The organism is Streptomyces sp. IBSNAI002 (genome assembly GCF_052244475.1).
Lineage (GTDB): Bacteria > Actinomycetota > Actinomycetes > Streptomycetales > Streptomycetaceae > Streptomyces.
This window is the reverse complement of the sequence record NZ_JBQPXG010000004.1, coordinates 1-19,973: the sequence shown is the minus strand read 5'-3', so window position 1 is coordinate 19,973 and position 19,973 is coordinate 1. Positions and strand designations below refer to the sequence as shown.

The 19,973-nt window shown below is 69.6% G+C and carries 21 protein-coding genes and 1 pseudogene; 12 read left to right on the top strand and 10 right to left on the bottom strand.

Annotated features, from left to right (window positions below):
- The first annotated feature begins 15 nt into the window (after nucleotides 1-15).
- From ACTVZO_RS41535 to ACTVZO_RS41525, 3 genes are read left to right on the top strand one after another with little or no spacing between them, the layout of a single operon-like run.
- Complete coding sequence (locus tag ACTVZO_RS41535; protein ID WP_443303787.1) at nucleotides 16-1,158, top strand: hypothetical protein; 1,143 nt, start codon at nucleotides 16-18, stop codon at nucleotides 1,156-1,158.
- Nucleotides 1,152-2,054: a radical SAM protein gene (locus ACTVZO_RS41530; protein ID WP_443303786.1), complete on the top strand. Its 903-nt coding sequence runs from the start codon at nucleotides 1,152-1,154 to the stop codon at nucleotides 2,052-2,054. The genes ACTVZO_RS41535 and ACTVZO_RS41530 overlap by 7 nt, the downstream gene beginning before the upstream one ends.
- Nucleotides 2,051-3,067 carry a hypothetical protein gene (locus ACTVZO_RS41525; RefSeq protein ID WP_443303785.1) on the top strand — a complete coding sequence of 339 codons (1,017 nt, stop codon included), beginning with the start codon at nucleotides 2,051-2,053 and terminating at the stop codon, nucleotides 3,065-3,067. Before ACTVZO_RS41530 ends, ACTVZO_RS41525 begins: the two co-directional genes overlap by 4 nt.
- 76 nt (nucleotides 3,068-3,143) lie before the next feature.
- On the opposite strand, the gene ACTVZO_RS41520 is transcribed toward ACTVZO_RS41525, so the two are convergent.
- The 4 genes from ACTVZO_RS41520 to ACTVZO_RS41505 form a co-directional block, all read right to left on the bottom strand.
- Nucleotides 3,144-4,085, bottom strand: a complete 942-nt coding sequence (locus tag ACTVZO_RS41520; protein WP_443303784.1) for a phosphotransferase — start codon at nucleotides 4,083-4,085, stop codon at nucleotides 3,144-3,146.
- An 81-nt stretch (nucleotides 4,086-4,166) separates the two neighbouring features.
- Entirely contained in the window at nucleotides 4,167-4,415 is a 249-nt protein-coding gene (locus tag ACTVZO_RS41515) for a LexA family protein (RefSeq protein WP_443303783.1), read from the bottom strand.
- On the bottom strand, nucleotides 4,412-4,651 hold the full coding sequence (locus ACTVZO_RS41510; protein ID WP_443303782.1) for a hypothetical protein: 240 nt from the start codon (nucleotides 4,649-4,651) through the stop codon (nucleotides 4,412-4,414). Before ACTVZO_RS41510 ends, ACTVZO_RS41515 begins: the two co-directional genes overlap by 4 nt.
- A 128-nt stretch (nucleotides 4,652-4,779) precedes the next feature.
- Nucleotides 4,780-7,452 carry an ATP/GTP-binding protein gene (locus tag ACTVZO_RS41505; RefSeq protein WP_443303781.1) on the bottom strand — a complete coding sequence of 891 codons (2,673 nt, stop codon included), beginning with the start codon at nucleotides 7,450-7,452 and terminating at the stop codon, nucleotides 4,780-4,782.
- 152 nt (nucleotides 7,453-7,604) lie between these two features.
- Here ACTVZO_RS41505 and ACTVZO_RS41500 point away from each other — a divergent pair, with 152 nt between their 5' ends.
- The gene (locus ACTVZO_RS41500; RefSeq protein WP_443303780.1) at nucleotides 7,605-7,850 is read left to right on the top strand and encodes a hypothetical protein; all 246 of its coding nucleotides are present in this window, start codon (nucleotides 7,605-7,607) and stop codon (nucleotides 7,848-7,850) included.
- Here ACTVZO_RS41500 and ACTVZO_RS41495 read toward each other — a convergent pair.
- Nucleotides 7,814-9,613 (bottom strand): zeta toxin family protein, encoded by a 1,800-nt coding sequence (locus ACTVZO_RS41495; protein ID WP_443303779.1) that lies wholly within the window; start codon nucleotides 9,611-9,613, stop codon nucleotides 7,814-7,816. The two genes, ACTVZO_RS41500 and ACTVZO_RS41495, sit on opposite strands and share 37 nt — an antisense overlap.
- 149 nt (nucleotides 9,614-9,762) lie before the next feature.
- Here ACTVZO_RS41495 and ACTVZO_RS41490 point away from each other — a divergent pair.
- Both ACTVZO_RS41490 and tpg (ACTVZO_RS41485) read left to right on the top strand, forming a co-directional pair.
- Nucleotides 9,763-10,557: pseudogene (locus tag ACTVZO_RS41490) on the top strand (helix-turn-helix transcriptional regulator); the annotation flags it as partial.
- 104 nt (nucleotides 10,558-10,661) lie between these two features.
- Nucleotides 10,662-11,225, top strand: a complete 564-nt coding sequence (tpg, locus tag ACTVZO_RS41485; RefSeq protein ID WP_443303778.1) for a telomere-protecting terminal protein Tpg — start codon at nucleotides 10,662-10,664, stop codon at nucleotides 11,223-11,225.
- A gap of 87 nt (nucleotides 11,226-11,312) precedes the next feature.
- On the opposite strand, the gene ACTVZO_RS41480 is transcribed toward tpg (ACTVZO_RS41485), so the two are convergent.
- Nucleotides 11,313-12,218: a hypothetical protein gene (locus tag ACTVZO_RS41480; protein ID WP_443303777.1), complete on the bottom strand. Its 906-nt coding sequence runs from the start codon at nucleotides 12,216-12,218 to the stop codon at nucleotides 11,313-11,315.
- 497 nt (nucleotides 12,219-12,715) lie between these two features.
- Nucleotides 12,716-13,513: a hypothetical protein gene (locus ACTVZO_RS41475; RefSeq protein ID WP_443303776.1), complete on the bottom strand. Its 798-nt coding sequence runs from the start codon at nucleotides 13,511-13,513 to the stop codon at nucleotides 12,716-12,718.
- A gap of 165 nt (nucleotides 13,514-13,678) precedes the next feature.
- Here ACTVZO_RS41475 and tpg (ACTVZO_RS41470) point away from each other — a divergent pair, with 165 nt between their 5' ends.
- The 6 genes from tpg (ACTVZO_RS41470) to ACTVZO_RS41445 all read left to right on the top strand — a co-directional run bounded on the left by tpg (ACTVZO_RS41470) (nucleotide 13,679) and on the right by ACTVZO_RS41445 (nucleotide 16,903).
- Nucleotides 13,679-14,269, top strand: coding sequence for a telomere-protecting terminal protein Tpg (tpg, locus tag ACTVZO_RS41470; protein WP_443303775.1), 591 nt, complete (start codon nucleotides 13,679-13,681; stop codon nucleotides 14,267-14,269).
- A 76-nt stretch (nucleotides 14,270-14,345) separates the two neighbouring features.
- Complete coding sequence (locus tag ACTVZO_RS41465) at nucleotides 14,346-14,984, top strand: hypothetical protein (RefSeq protein WP_443303774.1); 639 nt, start codon at nucleotides 14,346-14,348, stop codon at nucleotides 14,982-14,984.
- On the top strand, nucleotides 14,984-15,541 hold the full coding sequence (locus tag ACTVZO_RS41460; protein ID WP_443303772.1) for a hypothetical protein: 558 nt from the start codon (nucleotides 14,984-14,986) through the stop codon (nucleotides 15,539-15,541). The genes ACTVZO_RS41465 and ACTVZO_RS41460 overlap by 1 nt, the downstream gene beginning before the upstream one ends.
- Nucleotides 15,542-15,861: 320 nt before the next feature.
- Complete coding sequence (locus ACTVZO_RS41455; protein WP_443303771.1) at nucleotides 15,862-16,095, top strand: hypothetical protein; 234 nt, start codon at nucleotides 15,862-15,864, stop codon at nucleotides 16,093-16,095.
- Complete coding sequence (locus tag ACTVZO_RS41450; protein WP_443303770.1) at nucleotides 16,095-16,367, top strand: hypothetical protein; 273 nt, start codon at nucleotides 16,095-16,097, stop codon at nucleotides 16,365-16,367. Before ACTVZO_RS41455 ends, ACTVZO_RS41450 begins: the two co-directional genes overlap by 1 nt.
- Nucleotides 16,368-16,384: 17 nt before the next feature.
- Nucleotides 16,385-16,903, top strand: a complete 519-nt coding sequence (locus tag ACTVZO_RS41445) for a hypothetical protein (RefSeq protein ID WP_443303769.1) — start codon at nucleotides 16,385-16,387, stop codon at nucleotides 16,901-16,903.
- Nucleotides 16,904-18,104: 1,201 nt separating this feature from the next.
- Here ACTVZO_RS41445 and ACTVZO_RS41440 read toward each other — a convergent pair.
- From ACTVZO_RS41440 to ACTVZO_RS41430, 3 genes are all read right to left on the bottom strand, one after another.
- Nucleotides 18,105-18,479, bottom strand: coding sequence for a hypothetical protein (locus ACTVZO_RS41440; protein ID WP_443303768.1), 375 nt, complete (start codon nucleotides 18,477-18,479; stop codon nucleotides 18,105-18,107).
- Complete coding sequence (locus ACTVZO_RS41435; protein ID WP_443303767.1) at nucleotides 18,476-18,946, bottom strand: helix-turn-helix domain-containing protein; 471 nt, start codon at nucleotides 18,944-18,946, stop codon at nucleotides 18,476-18,478. Before ACTVZO_RS41435 ends, ACTVZO_RS41440 begins: the two co-directional genes overlap by 4 nt.
- An 839-nt stretch (nucleotides 18,947-19,785) precedes the next feature.
- The coding region (locus ACTVZO_RS41430) for a hypothetical protein (protein ID WP_443303766.1) at nucleotides 19,786-19,973 on the bottom strand (188 nt) is incomplete at its 5' end.

Below are 19,973 nucleotides of genomic sequence, written 5' to 3'. Positions count from 1 at the left end.
CTCGGAGGAACATCCATGGCCGTCTTCATCCACCCGCTGATCCACAAGATCAATTCTCGTGCGGCGATCGATCCCCAGGACGTCTACGACGGGATCCTCGCCATCCTCGAACTCCCCGCGGGCAACACGCGTGATGTGACGCTCGGAAGCGTCCTGACCGGCCTGCTGCTGCGCGGCCCGAGGACCGAAGAAGTCGAGGCCGCCGTGCGCGCGGCCACCCACCTGGACCGGGACGCCTGGGACTACCACCAGCCGCCCCCCGGGCTGCACGTCGTCAGCTATACCGGCAGCGGCAAGAAGACCCTCAAGACGATCAACCTGAGCTCGGCCGCCGCGCTCGTCGCCGCGGCAGGGGGCGCGCACATCGCCAAGCTCGGCTCGCGCAGCGCCTCCTCCAAGACCGGCTCACGCGACTTCATCGACCTCGTCGGCGCGGACGTCGCCTCCGTCGACCACCAGGAGATGGTCGCCATCACCGCCGAGGCCGGCTTCGGCTTCTTCTCCATCGAGCAGCGAGTGCCCCGGTTCGACCGCCGGTACGGCGGACGGTTCCAGGCGGTCCACGCGCTGAGCCTGGCCCTTCCCGCGCTGCTGAGCCCCGTGGTCTGCTCCGCCCACGTCTACGGGCTGGCCCACCCCGCCGTCCACGTGTCCGCGCGACTCCTGTCCCGGCTCGGCCTGCCCGACGTGACCGTCGTCAACTCCAGCACCGAGACCACGGTCCAGGTCGACGAGCTCCTGCCCGGAACCACCGTGCGCGCCTGCCGCATCAGCAACGCCCGCAAGGACCCCGGCCTCACCGCCGACCTGGAACGGGCCGCCGCGTCCATGCCCCGCCGCCTGAACAGCGTCACCCAGCAACCCGACCCCCACGCCAACGTGGCCGCCGCCCTGCAGGTCCTGGCCGGCGGCGGCGACCCGGGAGCCCGTGACGCCGTCGCCCTCAACGCGGCCCTGCTCCTGCTCACCGCCCGCGTCACCCCGACCCTCCACGCTGGGCTCGACACCGCGCTGAGCATCCTGCACGAGGGCGCCGGCCTGGACACCCTGCTGCGCTTCGTCCGCCTCACCGGAGGCTCGCCCCGCGCCATCGACGCCCTGCTGCTTCCTACGCGCTCCGACCTGGCCCTCATACCCGGCGGGAGGACCGCATGCTGACCCGCGACGAGCTGGGCATCATCCACCTGGTACTCAACACCGACTGCAACGCGTGGGACCTGCCGGCCACCACCGCATCGCCGGGTGTGTGCAGGTTCTGCTACCGCGAACGCAACCGCGTCCAGACCGACACGGCCACCGTCGCCCGCGTGATCGATCGCCTGCGCCAGGAGTCGCAGGCCGACCGGATCGTCTTCACCGGAGGCGACCCGCTCATGCCCTACGACAACCACCTCGAAGCCGCCCTCCAGCACGCCCGCTCCAACGGCTTCGAGACGAACCTGCACACCAACGGTCTCCTCCTCCAGGACCGCTACGCCGGTATCCGCGAGTTCGTGAGCGTCTACTCCCTGGCCGTGGACGGCCCGGACGCCGAGACCGCTGATTGGTTCCGCGGCCAGGGCTACTTCCAGCGCTTCCACACCAACGCCACGATGCTCGCCGCCGACCAGCGCGCTCTCGCCTTCAACACCTTCACCACCGAGCACTCCGTGCAGGCGCTCCCGCGCCTGGCCCGCCTCATCGGCGAGATCGCCGACGCCACCACGGTTGAGTACTGGCTGATCTCGCAGTACCGGCCCATCGGCCGCGCCACCCCGCAGAAGGCGCAGCTGTACGGCTTCGGGCGCGAGGCCTTCCTCGAGGCTGTGAACACCGCCCGTGCCCTGGTTCCCGGCATCCCGGTCTTCGACCAGCCGACCCGGGAGGCGCACGACACCTACCCGCTGCGGATCTGGGTCCTGGCCGACGGCACCGTCACCGCTGACCTCGGCAGCGTCACCGCAGCGCGCAACGCCGTGCTCGGCAACCTCCTGGCCGACGGCTTCGAACCGCTCGTCCGCCGCGCCTTCGCCCTCCGCGCCCAGCCGCTCTCCCCGAAGGAAGTGACTCCGTGAGGTTCGACGCCGCCTATTACGACCACGTCATCGACGAACACCGCTACGAGCGCCTGGGCCTGGGCGCCATCGACTTCGACTTCGCCGGCATGAGCCGCGAGGACATCGCCACCAAGTGGGTCTGCCACACCGGCGCCCGCGAGTTCGCCGACGCGGTCTCCAGCGGCCAGTCCGCGATCGTCACCACCGGAGTCGGGCTCGGCGGCCCGCCCCACGCGGGCACCGTCTTCCAGCTGCTGCGGGCGATCAAGCTCCAGCAGCAGGGCCTCGACGTGCAGATCGTCCTCGGAGACCTCGACTCCTACAACGCCCGCCGCATCCCCCTGCAGGCAGTACGCCACCTCGCCGACCAGTACGAGGAGTTCGTGCTCCGCCTCGGCTTTGACCCGCAGCGCGGCATCCTGCGCCGCCAGGAAAACCAGTCAGACGTGCTGGCCACCGCTTTCCTGCTCGCCCGCCACCTCGACGACGAGGACTTCCGCTGGGCCGAAGAGGACCTCGCCGCCCTCTACCGCAGCCACGGCGTCTTCGACCGCCTCACCTACGGCATGAAGCAGGCCACCCTCCTCATGACCGCCGACTTCATCCACCTCCTCGCCGAAGGACGCCACGTCCTGGTCTCCCTCGGCGTCGACGAGCACAAGTACGTGGCCCTCGCCCGCCGCGGAGCCGAACGCTCGGGACTCTCCACCGAGCGCCTCGCCGGCATCTACACCAAGATGATCCCCGGCCTGAACGGCCTGCCGAAGATGAGCAAGAGCATCCCCGGCTCCGGCATCGACGCCTCCATGCACGCCGACACCATCCGCACGCTGCTCACCGCCGACACCGACATCGCGCCCGAGGACAACGGCTCGGCCCTGCTCCAGATGTACGCCTGTCTCCCCGAGGTCGACGGCAGGGCCTACGACCGCGCCGCAGCCGCACGGCGCAACGGCAGCCCCGAGTGGAAGAACCTGCGCGAGGAGATCACCGAACACGTGATCACCGTGTTCTCCCTGTGGCCCAGGTAGACAAAGCTCCAGAGCGTCGCTGCCCGCCGCGTCCGCAGCCCTGCGGACGGCCTGCCTCCCCGAGGCAGTTGACCGGCTACGCCCAGCCCGTTCGATGGGCGATCCAGGCTCGTGCCGCCTTGGCGGCGCGGGCCTGGTAGCCGCGCAGGAAGGGAACGTTCGCGGGGGCGGGGTTGCGCGAGGACCGCTCCCAGAACCCGCCGAACGCCGCGGCCAGCGCCGTCACGGCGTCCCGGTCCGGTACGGACCCCAACAGCGGTTCAACGACGGCCTCGGCGGAAGCCGGGTCGTGCCCGGCCAGGATCAGGTGAGGCACAAGGGACACGCCGTCGCACCAGTCGGCCGCCTGGCTCAGGTAGGACCAGTCCACGACGACGGCCTCGCCGGCCCGCATCACCATGTTGTCGGGGCGCAGGTCTCCATGGGTCAGCGTGGATCCGCGTGCCGCATCCAGCCAGCCCTTCTCGATCCCCGACAGCCGGGCCAGGTTCCTGCGCGCCCACGGATCCAGGTCGGCCGGCACGTCCTCGGCGAGCTGGCCCCAGCCGCACAGGTAGGCACCGTGAACATCCGGAAACTGGGGCGCCTCGGGGATCGGCGACGGTGTCAGGCAGTCCTGCATGCGCAGCAGCGCATCGACCACCGCGACCAAGTCCGCCGAGCCGGGCGACAGGTCAGGGTTTCCGTCCGGAAGATCCTCCAGACACAGCAACGACCATCCATGCGCGAGGTCCGGGGGCGCTGACCAGAGCACCGCGGGCCCGGGCGCCGACTCGGGCAGGGCCGACGTGATCCGCACTTCCTCCCGGTAGACACCGGACAGCGGGTGGTCCTCAGGGAGGCCCTTGACGAACACGCGGGTTCCATCGGCAAGAAGAATCCGTGCGGCAAGGCCCGGGGTGAACCCGCCCCCGCACATGTCAGCCTCTGCGACAGGGCAGCCCAGCTGGTCCTCGATGAACGTGCGAACCTGCTCGGGTACAGCGTCCCACTCCGGCCTTACGGCTGTGGCAGTCATGAATCTCAGAGTACGGATACCGACGGCCTCCATCGCGGAATTATCTCCGGCCTCACCCTCGGCACCTACGCCGGCTGATCATCAGGCCCCGGGGGCGCGGGCCAGCAGTTTGATGGCGCTGCTGGTCAGCGTCGCGGTCGTCCACTCCTTCCCGCTCCGGGTCAGGAGCCTTCCCTTCTCCAACCGATGCAGCTGGTGAGACGTACTGCTGCTGCTGGACAGACCGACCCTCGCGCCGAGCTCCCGGACCGTGAGTCCGGCCCCATGCGCGGCCAGGTGATCGAGGAGCGTTTGGAGGATGAGCCGCTGTCTGGCGGTGACCTTGTTCATGCCGCTCTCGCCCACCGGCCCGCGCGGGCCTGACTCCGCAGCTCCGCCCTGGCCGCCCTTGAGCGGCCCGGCACCGCCCAGAACCCGTGAGCCTCGATCGCGCAGGAGAGAAGGATGAGCCGGCGCCGATGGACGGTGGTGCCCATCCCGGCGGGCGTGCTGGCCAGGGCCTCGTAGGCCCGCAGCCAGGCCGACTGCAGTGCCAGAAGATCGTCAGGGAAGTGGATGAACTGCATCCATTAATTCAACCAGGATTCGAACGGCAGTGCGAATCACGTTGTGCTGACCAGGCCCTCAGTTCCCGCTCGAAACGCGACGGCTCCGGACCAGGGACATCCTGGTCCGGAGCCGCCGGGTGTTCGGGTCAGCTGCTGGTGCGGAGGTGTTCCTGCCGGGCCTGGACCAGGCCGTGCCACGCGGCGCGGACCTGGCCTTCGGTCTGGGTCCAGCGGGTGGTGGAGGCGGCGGGCCGGGGGAGGCCGGCCATGAAGTGTGCGATGTCGACGAAGTACGCGAAGTCGCCGCTGACCGTGAGTTCACGCAGACGGCTGATGGTGGCGCCCAGCTCTTGGTCCTCGCCGCGGACGGCTTGGTGGAAGGCGGTGGCGAGGGCGACGAAGCGGTGGAGGAAGGGCAGTCCGGCGGCTTGGATCTCGGTGTCCAGGACCTGGGCGCGGTCGATGACGCCGTCGATTCCGGCGTCCTTGATCAGGGCCGCGGTCTGGGCGAGGAGGGTGTTGGAGCGCTGGTCGAGGCTCTCAAGGAGCTGGTGGGCGAGGGAGAGCTCGACGGCCGCGCGGGTCGGGTCGGCGAAGGACAGCGCGAGGCCCAGGCGGACCTGCATCATCGCGCGCTCCCCGGCCACGCCGCGTTCCTCGGCTTCGGCGCGACCGGCTTCGAACGCCACGACGGCTTGGGCGGTGTCGGCCTGGGACCAGCGGATATCGCCGAGGACGCGATGATGGCGTCCCTTCCAGCCCAAGGTGGGAACGGCGGCCAGTGCGGTGGGGAAATCGCCGGCCAGCCGGGACAGGTTGGCCAGGCCGCGGCGGGCCTTGGGCGCGAGGCGGCCGTCGGCGACGGCGACTTGCCGCATCCCGGCGCGGGCGGCGTCGCCCTGGCCGAGGTCCTTGTACGCCTTAGCTCGGTAGTACAGGGCCAGTTCGCGGAGCTCGGAGGACAGCAGCCCGGAGTCCAGTACGGCGCTCAACCGATCGACGGTGCGCTGGCGGTGTTCGTGCTGGCGGCGGGTGATAGCGGTGAGGACCTCGGCCAGGGCGTCGGCGGCCGTGTCGGGTACCGGGCCCGCGGTGGTGTCGGTGGGGAGGGTGAGGGGCTCCCACACCGAGTCGTCCGCGTACGCGTACGCGGCGTCGGTGAGCCAACCCAGGTCGGTGAGTCGGTAGTCGCGGGCCAGTCGCAGGGCCTGGCGCAGACAGGCGACCAGGAGAAGCCGGCTGGGCCCGAGTGCGGCGGCGGTCGTCCACTGGTCGCCGAGGGCGGCCAGGGCGCGGGTGGCGGCCTGCTTCCAGTCGGTTTGCGTCCAGCGGTCCTCGCTGTGGGTGTCCTCGCGTACAGCGCTGCGGATCGCGCGGTGCAGGTGGTACGGCCACAGTGCGTATGAATTCTCCGCGATGAGGGGCCGTTCGGTCAGGCGTCGGGCGGGGGCCTGGTGGGTGAGGCCGGCGGTCCGGGTGGCCAGGTCAAGGTCCCAGGCGTCCAGCAGGGAGACGCTGCGCAGGAGGTGGCGTTCCTCCGCGGTGAGGTCCGACAGCGTTCGGGCGAGCAGGGCCGGGAAGGAGTAGTCGAAGTCGGCCGGGACCGGGGCGCGGCCGGTGCGGCGGATCTCGAGGAAACGGCTGACAGCGAGGTCGAGGTGGAGAGGCAGGCCGTGGGAGCGGGCGGTGATCGCGGCCCGGACGTCGGCGTCGATGAGGGGCCGGCCCTCGATGGTGAGGCGTCGGGCGAGGTGGGTCTCGCAATCCTGGGGGGAAAGGTCACCGATCAGGTGCTGGCGGGCGGAGTGCTCGCCGGTCCGGGGCGCGGGGACCGTCCGGGACGAGGCCAGGCCGGGCCAGGCGGTGGGGCCGGTCCAGTCCAGCTGGCCGTGGAGCGCGGGATCGGCCCACTGCAGCCGGCTGCGCCCGGCGACGACGAAGAAGACGTTGGGCGCGAGCCAGACCAGGCGCTGCAGGAGCCGCTCGAGGTCACGATGACGGTCGGCGGTGTCCTCGAAGGTGTCCAGCAGAACCACGGGGACGATGCGCTTCTTCGCGGGCAGTTGGTCCAGGTCGTAGGCCAACAGGTGCGGGTAGAAGGACAACGCCTCCAGATCGGGCGTCGCTTCCAGCAGGTCAACGGTGCGCTTCGCGCCGGCGAGGGCCTGGGCGCGCTCGTGGCGTTCGCGCAGCGCGGTGACCAGGGCCGAGGTGAGCTGTCCGGCGGCCGAGCCGATCAGCCCGGGCAGGGCCAGGGCGGCCGCGACTTCCCCGACGCCGGCCTGGAGCTGGCCTGGCAGCAGGTTGGTGAACCGTCCCGCGATCCCGGTACGCCGGACGTACTCGTCGAGAAGTTCACCGGGGTGGGTCACCTCCCAGTAGTGCCGCAGGGCCACGTCGAAAGAGGGCAGACCCCTGCCGAGCGCCCCGGCGAGCGCGAGGCGGATCGTCAGGATCGCCCGCTCGAAGTCCGCGCCCGTCGACGCGGACCGGGAGAGGTCGATCCGGATCGGCAGGAGCCGCTGTGTCCAGGAGGGTGCGCCCCACTGCGCGGGCCGCTCTTCGGCCGCGGTCAGCGCCGCCTCGATCTTGCGGAGGAGGGTTGACTTCCCGGCGCCGCCCACGCCGTGGAACATGATCAGGTTGCTGCGGGGGGCTTCGAGGTCTTCGACGTCGAAGCCGGCGCTGGCCACGTGGTGGAGGTGTTCCCCGAGTGCGGCGGCTGTTACTGCCCACTGGTACTGGCGGTCGGTGAACGCCTCCACCGCGTCGTACTCCGACGGGTTGTTGGAGCTGAACAGCGCACGCAGGTCGGCCATGTCGGTCCCCCCAGGAATGATCATCGGCGGTATCAACCGTAGGGCCTGTGCCGTGCGGTGTGGCTGCTTTCCGCAACGCGGGTGCCGTATCCGCATCGTCTCGGCCAGAGACAATGACGCCTCCACCAAAGCCCGAACGCGAAGGAAAGCCCTTGTCAGAGAACGTGAGCCCCCAGGCCGTCGAGCAACTCGTGCAGGACGTGAGCAACTCGTACGCGGAAGAGATCAGGAAGGAGCGGGACTCCGCCGGCCCCAACTCCGAACGCCTGAAGACGCTGAAGGAGGAGCTGGCGGTGTGCGGCGCCGATCTGCTGGCGCTTGAGTACGCCAGCGCGGACGAGGTGGCCGAGATCGCCGCCCGCTACGCGGCCCGCTCCCAGGAACTCGGCGGCCAGTAGTCGTACGTGTGCTGCAGAGCGGGCAGCGGCGCCATGGTGATCGTGGAGATGAGGGTGCGCGGTTGCAGGCGGGCGGGCATCAGCGGCCAGGCCAACGCGGCGATCTCGACCAGATCCGACCGGTACTGCGGCAGCTCGCCCTGCAGGCGCTTGAGGGTGGCGAGGAGCTGAGCCGCCTCCACCGGGGTGTACGGGCGGTGCTGCTCAGCCTCGACCACGTGCCCGGCCCGGGGCCGACTGCTCAAGGTGCCGTCCGGGGTGCGCTCGTTGCGATAGAGCGAGGTCAAATCCCTGCGGACCACGGAGATGCGGTGTACAAACGGGGACTGTTCGGCGGCGTCAGTCACGGCGGCGATGATGTCGAACGTCGCGTCGTGGGCGGCAGCCGTGGTGAACCTCGGACGACCGCCGAGGCGGGCCACCTCCGCACACCGCGTCGCGGTACCCAGCCTGCTGTCCGCGGCACGTCCTGCGATCACGACCAGCTCCACGCGGCGGCCCGCCTGGTGGTCGCGCCGCGCACTGTTCAGGAAGTGGCTGATGCTGTCCGGGGCGATCTCGATCAGCATGTCGCCACGGCGCGCCCGTACGTACGCCTCGGCCATCTCCTGCCACGCCCGGTAATCCGGCCTGATCCTCGAGGAGGCGGTACGCGGCTCCTCTTCGAGGAGCTGGCGGTAGTCGGGGTGGAGCATCTTGAAGCGGCCACCCTCGATCCCGGTGGGCTTGCGCTGGCGTAACGCCCGACGCAGCATGCGCGCCATGTAGGACTTCCCCGCTCCCTGCGGGCCCATCACGTACAGGCTGACGGGGTCGTCCTGCGGAGTGATGGCGCTCAGGAACATCGGAACGACCAGCTCGTCGAAGATCCACTGGTGCTCGCTGGCCGAGAGGCGGTGGTAATCGACGCCGGGCGCCACGGTGAGCGGCTGGGCGATCCGGCGCACCGGCTCGGCCAAGGCGAAGGCGCGCTCCAGCCCGCTGGCCACCGCCAGGCGCCGCTCCGGCGTGAGAGCGGCAGGGTGCAGCCGCTGCTCCGCGCCGGAGAGCTGTCGGCGGAACTGCCAGGTCTCCGGCGCGGTCCACGGACGCGCCCAGTCCGCGGTCAGTGCCTGGGGCGCGGCTGGTGGGCGGCGCCAGGAGTTGTTGTCGGTGAGCTCGTTGAGGTAGATGACTTGAAGACCGCGCCGCGCCACCATGACCTGGTCCGCGAGCCGCTCGGCTTCGACGACCTGTAAGAAGAGAGGCAGGTTACGGGCGCACCGGGCGAAGTTGCCCGACGATACGTACCGGCCGACGCCATCCTCGGCGACCTGCCTCAGGTAGCGGTCCAGGCCGCTGAGCTGCGCTTCGGCCTCCGCAACGGCCAACGCCACCAGCTCGACGCGGTAGCCGTCCGCGCGGTAGGAGCGGGCCTTCGAACATGCCTCCTCCACGTCGGCGACGGGCTCTTCCAGCACCACGTCGAAGCGCCGGCTCCGGGCGTACGCCTCGACCTCCGCCTGCCACCGCAGTACATCCGGCCGGGTCCGCACACCGGCCGTGCGGTCGTCACTGCGCATGAGGCCGTCATAGAGGGGGTGGGCCCTCTTGTAGAGGTCGCGGCCGATCAGCACTGCGCCACCCCGCCGGGCGAGGACTGCCAGCAGGAGGTCGCACAGCTCGGACTTCCCGCTGCCCGCCGGCCCGGCGACGATCACCGCCACCGGCTGGTCCTGCGGGACGGCGTCCTTGGTCCAGGTCGGCAGGATCTCCGTCAGCAAGATCTCCTCGTGCTGCCTCTCGGCTAAGGCGACCGGAACGATGCTCTCGTCTCTCAACGCAACCCCTACACCTCTGTACGCTATTCGTACGCTGAACGTACGCCATTCGTGCGCTTCGCGCGATAGAATCGAAGAATTGGAGGTGTTGCATGTCCGAGCTGTTCGATGCGGTCGACGCGCTGATCGCGTCCCGTTCCGTGCTGCCGCCCCCGGCGGAGCGCAAGCGGCTGCGTGCCGCGCACGGCCTGACGATCGACGAGGTGGCCACCGCGCTGAAGGTGCGCCGGGCCACGGTGTCCGGGTGGGAGCTGGGCAAGACCGAACCAAGGCCGCCGGAGCGGGAGGCGTATGCCCGGCTGCTGGACCAGCTCGCGGCGCTCTACCCCGCAGACACCGCCGCGCCCGCCCCGGCCGTCGCCGTGCCCGCCACGTTCACCGCCGCCCCTGCATCGACGGAAGCGCCGTCTCCCCTCGCGGAGCCGGCGCCAGACGCGGCGGCCGCGACGGAGACCGAGAACACCGAGCCCACTTCAACGGCTGTGGTGGCCGCCCCGGCGGCTGCGGAGCCCACCGCGAGCGCAACAACGCCTTCGACGTCACGCAGCGCATCGAAGGCGGCCGCTGACCTACCGCAGACCCCGGCGGGCGTGAGGGATCCGCAGTTCGAGAACGGTCCTCTGGCGGTCGTCGATGTCCAGGACGGCAAGGTGCTGGCGTACTGCGTCGACGGCCTGGTCCTGGACGTGCCCGCCAAGAGCTTGCCGTCGCTGGTGGACTGGACACTGAAGGAGGCGAAGCTCGGGGCGCCGAAGCTGTCGGGTCCGGGCAAGGCGGCCGATCCGCTGATCGTGCTGACCGAGGCCGCGCTGGCGCGCTACGGGCTGCCCGTCGCCCTCACGCGGGAGGAGCGGATCGCCGGGCGGATCCCAGATGGCCACGGGGTCCAGTGGGCCAAGGAGATCCGGGAGGAGCACAAGGCGCCCGAGCTCAACCTCGCGCGGTACATCACGAGCGGCGTCGTCAGCACCAAGGACACCGGGGAGTAGTCATGAGCAACGAGTTCGGGGACGGCCTGGACCAGGCAGTGGCGAAGGCGTTCACCCGCCCGGTGCCGAAGACGGCCGGTGCGCAGATGCGCTACCTGGTCAAGCAGCACAAGGGCACCAGGCAGGTGGCCCAGCTGCTCGGCGTCTCCCAGCGCACCGTGGAGCGGTACGTGAAGGACCAGATCAAAAAGCCCCGCCGGGACCTCGCCGAACGCATAGAGCGTGAGGTGAAGGCCCGGTGGCAGCCGCAGATCAAGGCGAAGGCGAGGAAGAGGGCGGCGACGACCGGCGGCATCGTCATCGACGTCCACGCCCGCCTCGGGTACGCCGGAGCGCCGATGGACACGACGGACGAGGACCGCATCCGCCACCTCACCGTGGCCCTACCGCCCCAGTACGCGGCACGTCTCTTCGACGCCCAGCAGCAGGGCGCCACCGACGACCGGCTGCGCGAGCTCACCGCCGAAGCCCTCAAAGAGGTCTACTTCCAGGACGGCGGCAGCCGCGCCGGCTCCCTCCAGGAGATCCAGATCAACGACGTGCTCAACTTGGAGTTCGAGCTGTAGAGGCCACACCCCGTACAGCCGGCGAGCCCCGGATGTGACTGAGCGCTGCACGTGGCGAGTAGGCGGTTAAGTTGGCGGGCTGTGAAGTCAGGCGGTGAAGACAATCATTCCGCTGGCGGTTACTCCGTCCTGCCGATCACGGGTGCCATCGTCCGAGGGGCGTGAGCACGACCAGCGCAGTTCGTAGGTCTGCCCGTAGTTCAGTGGCAGTTTGAAGGTCAGCGTTGCGTAGTAGAAACCACCGGCGGTGGTGTTCTCCACCTGGCGCTCGACGAAGTTGGACGCCTTGAGGTACTGGCCGTGCTCGTCTTGCTTGTGCAAGGTCGCATTGCCGACGACGCGGGCCGAATCCGCCCGCCCCCACGCGCCAAGCCAGCCCAGTCCCGACCAGGCGAACAGGTCTGCCCCGATGTCTACCTGCAGTCTGGGCTTGCCATCAGATGCTGCCGGGCTGATCCGCGCAATCGCTTTGCCATTGATCTTGTGCCACTCGCGCTCCGACACGCCGGTGTTCATGCCGCTGGAGGGATCGCGGATCACCTGGCCATCGATCGCCCGCCGCTCGGTTTCGGTCGGGGGCCGGCACGCACCGATGAAGCCATGTCGCTCTGTGGGGTCGGCCGAGACGAACTCGTAGCGAAGGGTGTCCCGTCGGGCTGGTGCCCCGCCGAGGCCGGGCAGTCCGAAGAGGTCGCTAGTGGTCGTCCCGTAAACCTCCAGGAGCGGAGGGGTCAGCGGGGCAGCCCTGAGTTCCTCGGCGGACATCTTCTCGATCTCCTCATTCGGCAGATCGACCTTCCCGCCCGTCCAAGCCCTCGTCACCCCATGCATGGCCATATGCCGAAGCGCACGGTTCAGACGACTGTCCTCGCCGTCACCGGTGAACACCGCAAGACCCAGCGGGATCTGTGGGTACGTCTTCCCGTCGGACCCGAACGTGTAGTTTCGCGCGGCGATGGGCGCGCCCTTGGCCACTGCATCGACGTAGGACATGTCCTGACCGGCACTCGACGTCGCCTTCCCCTCCCCACCTACACAGGGGCCGGCATCCGGATGGTTCAGTAGAGCGCGGGCGTCCATGCGCTGAGCCCTTCGGTGAGATGGCCGGACCTGCTTACCTTGCCGATCTTCCATACCCTGCCTCCGAGCCGGCGAGCCGACGCCCACCGACACGGTCCAGTCCCGCCGAGTCACCTGACCAGGTGACTCACGCTCCCGAGCATGAACCGGGGGCCCAGGGGGGACATGCCATCCCTCTCCCACCGCCCTAGCCGCACCCGACCGGCAAAGTCCCTCGTCTTGGCCCACCTTCGACCGCCCCCAATAGCCGACGGGGACGTCGTGTGCTGAGCGCTTGTGCTGGCGAGCCTCGCCAGATGGAGCGCTCAGTCACACCGGACCCTCAAGGTCTGGGGCTCGCTCGCGTATCCGCGGGGGAACGGATGCTTATGCACGCGGTGTCGTGCTCAACGGCCGGCGACCGTCGGTGGCTACTCCCCGCGCTGCTGCCGGTCGCGCAGCTGCTGGCGGATCGAGCGGGCGGCCTCCATCGCCCGGTGGGAGGATGTCGCGGCGAACTGGCAGCGGTTGTCCAGGTCCTCGGTCAGGTAGCGGGCGTACGCCCCGAGCAGCCCGGTGGCGTGCGTCTGGGTGTACTCCAGGAGATGGCGCAGGGCGTCGATCTCCCCGGGCCGCAGGGCCACCGAGATCTCGGTGTCGTCCGGCGAGTCCAGGGCGCCGGACACTCTGGCGGTGTAGACGCTGTCGACCAGGTGGTTGAAGCACATGCCGTACGTACGGCCCCGCAGGGTTCCCGGGGCCGGGACGAACGCCGCCAGGCGCTGGTGGAGCTCGGTGAGGTCGCTTCCCGGAGTCCGGTAGAACGGTCGCTCGCTGCTCCCTGCTTCTGTCGGTGAAAGCCTGGCCGTTGCCACGAAGGAGACGACGCGGTCGACGGGCGGGACCAGGCCGGCCCCGATCCAGCGGGCGTGGCCGTAGTAGTCGGCGTCATCATCCTTCAGCGGGAGCAGGCACCAGCCGGAGGTTCCCGACCAGTGCAGATCGACGTTCTCGGAGTCCGGGTGCAGGTCGCGTTCGAAGGCTGTGTTGAAGCTGAGGTGCCCGTCGACGTCGGTCTCGAAGTCGTCGTCGGTCAGGACGCGCACGCGGCCGGATCCTCGTACGCCGATGACCGGTACGCCTTCGTCTAGCAGGGTGGTGGCCACGGCGTTCATGTAGTGGCCGATGGCCTCCGTCAGGTCTTGGCTCGCGGAAGGCTCGGACGTCACGTGATCTCCCAGAGTGTTGTCGGCCGGGCGGGCCGGGGTCAGTCGGCTTTGTCGCTCAGTCTCCCGTGAGCCCGACGCGGACCTACCCGGTTCCCGCCAAGATGGGCTTGGTCCTGTGCCTGCTCCGGAGTCTGTCCACAGGCGCACCATGGCCTCCTTGGTGCCATGAACGATCACGAGCAGCAGCAGCCGACCCCACGTCTGGGCAATGTCCTGGCCGCCCTCACCCGGGCGGAACGGAAGGTCTTCACCCGGCCCGCGCCGAAGTCCGCAAAGGCTCAGGTGAAATTTCTCCTCACGCGGGCGAAGGGGTCGACCAAGGCCGTGGCGGAGCGCCTGGGCATTTCGCGCCGGACCGTGGAGCGCTACCGGGCAGGGAGCCTGACGACCCCACAGAAGCGGCTCCAGGCCGCCCTGGTTGAGGAAACCGAATCCGAGTGGCAACCGCAGGTCAGAGCACAGGTACGTGAACGGGCAGCCACGTCCAGCGGCATGATGGTGGACGTGACCGCCTACTTCGGATTCGCCTGCAAGGGCAGCTCGGATGACGGCCGCGAGCGCTCCATCACCACGGCGATCTCGCCCACATACGCCAAGCAGATCCTGGAGCTCCAGGAGGCCGGTGCGACGGAGGAAGACCTGCATCCGATAGTCGCCGAGGCCATCACCGAGTCCTATTTCACGGAATGGGGCACCCGGGCCGCTGGCCTGAGAGCAGATTTCACACACGTAGTGTCCATAGAATTCCGGTTCTGACACGGCCGAATTCATAAGCTGCTAAAAACCATATTCAGCGGGTCGCCGTACGCTCTGGCGGCGGCCCGCTCCCTGATTGCGCACGACGAGGGCGAGGCCGACGACGACCCCGACTTGGCCACCCCGGCGCACCGCGCGCCGTCCGCTCGCCCCACACGTCACTGCGCCCCGTGAGCCGTACGACCCGGCCCGCGTCGTACGGCGCTGGGCCAGGGGCATTGGCGCCGGTGCCGTCGCGGCGGCCCTCGAGGACGCGTGGTTCAACGCGCGGCAGGCGTCCCAGCACAAGGACCTGGCCGACGAGGTCCGCGGCCTGGCGGCGCTCGCGGAGTGGGAGCGGATCGCCGAGCTGCTCGCCGCCGCCGACGCCGCGGCCGCCGCTGATCGGGAGGCCGAGCTGCGCGAAGCCCTCCGGATCTCGGCCCGCGCTGACCAGCTCCAGGCGCTGCGCGACCTCGGCATCCTGGACCAGGCCGAGCCGGCCGAAGGCGACGAAACCGTACGCGACGCCCTGGCCACGCACCGCGGGCACTACGCCGACCCGGCTGCCCGCGAGGCCGCCTTCTCACCCCGCCGCTTCGCTCATCGTCCGGAGCGGCGGTGCTGTGGTGACTCCAAGCCATCTTTTCCTGAACGGGAGCGGTGGCGGAGCTCATTCGGAACGATCAAGGGCCGGCCTGGATCGCCAGGCCCTCGTACTGGAGGAGAGCGCTGATGGTTCCCGAAGTCCGGCAGCCGGGGTCTCTGGCGGCCTACCTGCGTCAGCATCTGAACCTGACTCCGGAGTTCCAGGTTGGCGGGCTCGATGTGGAGCGGATTGCCAACATCGCGATGCTGGCGATGGCGCACTCCGAGGAGTACTCGGCCAACGCCCACCTGGTCTCATTGGTGGGCGGGCTGCCGCTTCCCTCCGATGAGCCCCATGACTTCTGGTTCAAGCTGTGGCAGGCATCGGGCAACCCCATCTTCCTGCCCGGCAACATCAGGCACCAGGTGCTGCGGTCTCTGCAGGGCGACGGCAAGGCCCTGGCCGACCAGCTGATCACCGCCCTCTCAGAGATGAGCGCGCCACAGCGCAAGGCCGCCAGCACAGTGATCGGTGAGGCCCTCGAAGAAGCTGGCATGTGGGGCTCTTCGCCCGACTGGCTCGGGGATCTCTGGCTCCAGGATGTCGAGAGGACCTCGTGGCGGATTCTGTACGCGCGGAGGGAGAACGCCGAGAATTCCCTGGAAGCCCAGGAGCAGTTCCGTGCCGGCTGGAAGAACGCCTGAGACGCCCAGAGCCGGGCGGGGTACCCCGCCCGGTAATTACCGAGGGTGATGGTTTGGCTGTCACGCTGGGGTGTCACGCGCCCTCGATCCGGCTGTCACGCCGGGTGTCACGCTACCGATCGGCCCCGTATCCACGGGGCTAACCCCGGTTTCTCTCGACTCCACCGGACAGCGTGACGCCCCACCCGATAGCGGATACGGAACGTAGCCGCCGGGATCGGTCTCGGGACGACCGGGCTTGTTTGGTCGGAGTGGTCCCGGCCTCTTCCGCCCGGCGATACCGTGGTGAGGCCCGCCAGTTACGCGCCCTGGAGCCCTCAATGAGCGAACAGCCGGCCTCCACCGACACCGCCCGGCAGCAGCTGGAGCCCGCGGCCGCCGACGCGGTCCGCGCGTACGCGGCCAGAACTCGTGAGAACGCCGACCAGTTCGCCGCCGTCCTGGAGGACATCGCCGCCAACGGGTTGCCGTCGGTGGAGAACTGCACGCCGTGGGAGGAGCTGCGCGAGGCCCACCTCGCCCGGCTCGCAGCCCAGCGCCCGGCCGTCGCCTGATGGTCCCGCAGCACAGCCCGCGCCGCGCCCGGATCGCGTTCTCCGACTCCGCCGCCAAGCAGCTGGAGAACATCACCAGCGAGGCGGAGATCCACGCCCTGGACCGCGCCCTGGTCGTCGTCTCCGTCGACCCCGACGTCGGCGAGGCCCTCCCCGGCGATACCGCCGGCCCCCAGCTGCGCCAGTACACCGATGACATCGAGCGCGTCCGGCTCCTGTACTGGGTCACGGCGCTGCGCACCGTGGTCGTCGTCGCCTACATCGAGGTCTGACTCGCGAAGGAGCCACCGTGCCGTCGATCGTCCAGGAGCTCTCCGGCCACCGTGACCTCGGCGGGCTGCGCAGGGTGGTGGAGTGCCCGGTCACGGCCACCGTGCTGCGCGAGGGTCCGGCGCAGGACTCCGGGCCGGGCGCGGCCTGGCTCGCGTACCTGTGCCCCGCGCACGCCGTGGGCCTCGACGGCTGGCCCGGCGCCGCGGACCACCCGGACACCGGGGCGATGCCGTGCGGCACCGTGCTCGACTACCGCTCCGGCGAGCAGCAGCTCCAGTCGCACGCGGACCTGTGGCTGACGCCCCTGACCGGCGTGGACCCGGCGGCGTACGGGGGAGCGTGGGTCGACGTCCTGGACCAGGTCGACCGCGTGCTGGCGGCCCGGGTCGACGAGGCCGCGGCCGCCGGCGAGGACAGCCCGCTGCAGAACATGCTGGCGCTGATGGACGTGGCCCGGCGGGCCGCAGCTGAGGGTGATCTCGGAGTGGCGGCGACATCCCTCGCGTACTGCGAGACCTTCGCCCAGGGCCTGTGACCTCGCTCGGAGCCCAGCCTTGCACCCATCGCCCGCGTACCGGCGCGGGTCTGCAACAGGCCCTGCAACACCCCAGGTGCAACAGGCCCGCGTTGCGGGCCTGACCTGCGACAACACCCCCACGCAGCGGGACCGTCCGGGTGCGTGTTGCACCCACGTTGCAGGCCCGGCCGAGCCCACAACCCGACCTCCCGGCTCAGCGCGGCGTTCCCGGCCGTCACCTGCACCTAAGCCGTCGCCCCGCCCGCCCACATGATCCTTCCCGGCCTCGTACGCCCCCCTGCGGCCTCCTGACACCCTTTCGGCTCCCCGAAGGTCGGCCACGGGCCTCCCAGGCGCTCACAGCGGCGTACAGCGCCTCGGGCGCCCGCGCGACGCCGACGACACGGAAGGCCAGCATCGGCGCCCACGCGGAGAAGTCCTCGTCGCCAGCCTCTCGACCCTTCCCGGCTCCGAGGTCTGCTCTCAGGGGGAAGGGCTCTACAACCCGCACATAGGTACTGCCTGTACTACCTACTAATAGGGTGCAAGGCGGCTCCCCGGGACGGGACTGGCCGCGGGCCTCGGCGGCAGTCCGGTGCAGCGCGGCCGTGCTGCACGCTGCTGCCCTCGGCGGCGAAGGGTGCAAGGCGTTCTGCTGCCCGTGCTGCATCCCGTCCGGCCGGATGCAGCACGGCTGACTCCGCGGGTGCAGCGCAGCATGCGCACGACCCGGGCGGCACACGGCTGCTGCTCGTGCAGCACGGCCGGCAGCAAGTAGCCGCTGCATGAGGATCGGCTCCGGCTCGCTGCTGCTCGCGGGAGGTCGGGCTGGCTGCTGCTCGCTGGATCGTTCCCCTGGAGGGGAACGATGTACGCATTGCTCGTGGCGGACGGCACCCAACAGGGACTTTGTCTTGCTCCTCTAGAACAAGTCGGTAGCACCAGCGTTACCGGCGCCGCACGGCATACGCCCCTGACCTGGCAAAACGCGCGGGCGACCGCAAGGCGTTCCCCTGGAGGGGAACGATGTATCGCGGTGGCGCTCCTGGTCGCTGTCGTTGCAGGTCGGCCTGGTTGGCAGAGGCCCTGGAACGGCACTGAAAGGCGGCCCTAGCTGCGGTTTCCCTCGCGGGGGAACGATGTATCGCCTGGGGCTGCACACATGAGAATGGCGCTGCACCGGGGGTGCAGCGCCATGGTGCCCGGGTGGGCGGCTGAGTCAGGAGGCGTGTAGGTGTCGAACGGTCGCCAGGGGCGCGTCGTCGTCGTCCTCGGGGGTCGGGGTCGGCGGTAGGCCCACCTTGGGGCCGAGGCGGTAGAACTTCACGCCGACGGCGGTGTAGGCGAGCTGGAGCCAGCCGTTTTCGGCGAGCCGGCCGATGCTGCGTGAGGCGCTGGTGGTGCTCAGGCCGACCAGTTTGCCGATGTCGGTGGCGGTGCTGCGCACCGGCTCGCCCATCGGGACGGCCGTGGCGAAGAACATCAGGACCTTGAGGTCGGCGCCTTGCTTGAGCTGGGAGCGAAGGAGGAGGTCGTTGAGCTCGGCGGCCTCCATGAAGCGCGGCGCGAGTGGCTCGGCGATCTGCATGGTCATGACGCCTCCTTCTTCTCCGGCGGGCAGGTGGTCGAGGGGTGGCGCGCGTGCTGCGTGGCGTGCCGCTGCTGTCCCGAGGAGCCGTCGTAGGCGGCCCGCGGGTTCAGCTTGTAGAACTTCACCCGGCCCACCTTCTCCGCCTCCAGGAGATAGCCCCCACGGTGAAGGTTACCCACGGACTTGCTCACCGCGTTCGGACGCAACTCCAGGTCGACGCCGATCTCGCGGAAGCTCAGCCTCAGCGGCTCATCCCCGGGCGGCGAGTTGAACAGGTAGTAGCCCCAGACCAGCTTGTCGTTCTTCGAGTACCCGCTGTCCTTCGCGTACAGCGCCGCGCCCAGCTTCTTGCTGGCGTTGACGTGCCGGCCCCCGCCGCTCCAGGCGAACGGCTTGTCGTTCTTGTCGAGCAGCTCCAGCTGGAGAAACTCGCCGGTGGCAGTGTTCGCTGCTGGCCTTGCCCGGCCCATACCGCTCCTCACCTGGACTTTCCCCCTGAGGGGAACGTTGTACGTGCCCTGACCGTAGTGGCGTTTCCCCTGGAGGGGAACCCGACACGCTGAACCCAGCCCCGATCGGACACGTGATCATTTCCCCTTCAGGGGAAAGGTGCGTCCCAAAGTGACATTCGAATAGCCCTCAGCGATACATCACATGGGCGCTGACCTGCAGAGATGCGTGAACGCTCTATACGCATCCATCCCGCCGTCACCACCTGCCACCCGGACCCACGTGGCTGAGGCGGCTTCGCGTGCGGCTCTGTGGGCACCGTGCAGGTCGTGGTCGGCATCAACGGCTCTGAGTCTCGGGTGGTGCCGACCGTGACGAACAAACACCAACAAGGAGTGGCTGACCTTGGTGGAGGGTTCCGCCGCTCGGCCCGAGGGGCCGTTCGGCTCAGGCGCCTCCGCTCGCCGGAATTCAGCCTTTCCCATATCTCAGGTTCTGTTCTGTGGCCGAGGCCCTAAGCTTCTCAAGTGGAAAATTCCTCGCATTGTTTGAGCGAAAAAAATGACACACACTCCTGGTTCTCGAATCCCGAGCTGCCGAAACTACATCACCAGGTACACCAGATTTCCGCCAAAGGTACATGCTGCATCTGGTTGATGCACTGCTACACTGAAACCTGACACGATCGAGCGACCCGCACCCTCCCCCTGCTGCTGGCCGGGCCCGCGGAGCGGGCCCTGTAGGGGTCTGGAGGCGAAGCCGGAAGACCCCGTCTGGGTGGGGGAGCGCAGCGGACCCACCCATCGCGGCCGCGGAGCGGCCTTGACGCCCCGCCACCTACCGCCCGCACCACACCCGTTCACCACCACCCCCAAGGCCGGGTGCGGAGCACCTGGCCCGCCTGCCCGCGCAGCGGGCCGGCGCCCTGGATGCCCGGAGCGCAGCGCAGGGCATCCGCCCCGGCGAAGCCGGGGCAAGGCCCGCGCAGCGGGCCGCCCAGCCCTCGCGCAGCGAGGGCCTTCACTTGCACATCGCGCAGCGATGTGC